Source organism: Myxococcus sp. CA039A (assembly GCF_013336645.1).
In the GTDB taxonomy this organism is placed as follows: Bacteria; Myxococcota; Myxococcia; order Myxococcales; family Myxococcaceae; genus Myxococcus; species Myxococcus llanfairpwllgwyngyllgogerychwyrndrobwllllantysiliogogogochensis.
In genome coordinates this window covers 1-482 of sequence record NZ_JABUMQ010000750.1, presented here as the reverse complement: position 1 = coordinate 482, position 482 = coordinate 1, and the positions used below count along the sequence as shown (strand labels likewise).

Below are 482 nucleotides of genomic sequence, written 5' to 3'. Positions count from 1 at the left end.
GCTTGCGGCGGCGGTCGATACGGGTGAACAGCGCGTCCTTCGGGTCGAACTCGAAGTCCAGCCAGGAGCCGCGGTAAGGAATGATGCGGGCGCTGTACAGCAGCTTGCCCGAGCTGTGGGTCTTGCCACGGTCGTGGTCGAAGAACACGCCCGGCGAGCGGTGCAGCTGCGAGACGATGACGCGCTCGGTGCCGTTGACGATGAAGGTGCCGTTCTCGGTCATCAGCGGGATTTCGCCCAGATAGACCTCCTGCTCCTTCACGTACTTGATGGCCTTGGTCGACGACTCACGGTCGTAGATCACCAGGCGCACGGTCACGCGCAGCGGGGCGCCGTAGCTCATGCCGCGCTGGCGGCACTCACGCTCGTCGAAGACCGGTTCGCCCAGCTTGTAGCCGACGTATTCCAGGGCAGCATTGCCGCTGTAGCTGGCGATCGGGAAGACCGACTTCAGCGCAGCGTGCAGGCCGTGGTCCGTGCGC

General features: G+C 65.1%; 1 pseudogene. It reads right to left on the bottom strand.

From position 1 onward, the window contains the following. Positions 1–482 (bottom strand): annotated as a pseudogene (gene rpoB / locus HR086_RS47410) (DNA-directed RNA polymerase subunit beta); the annotation flags it as partial.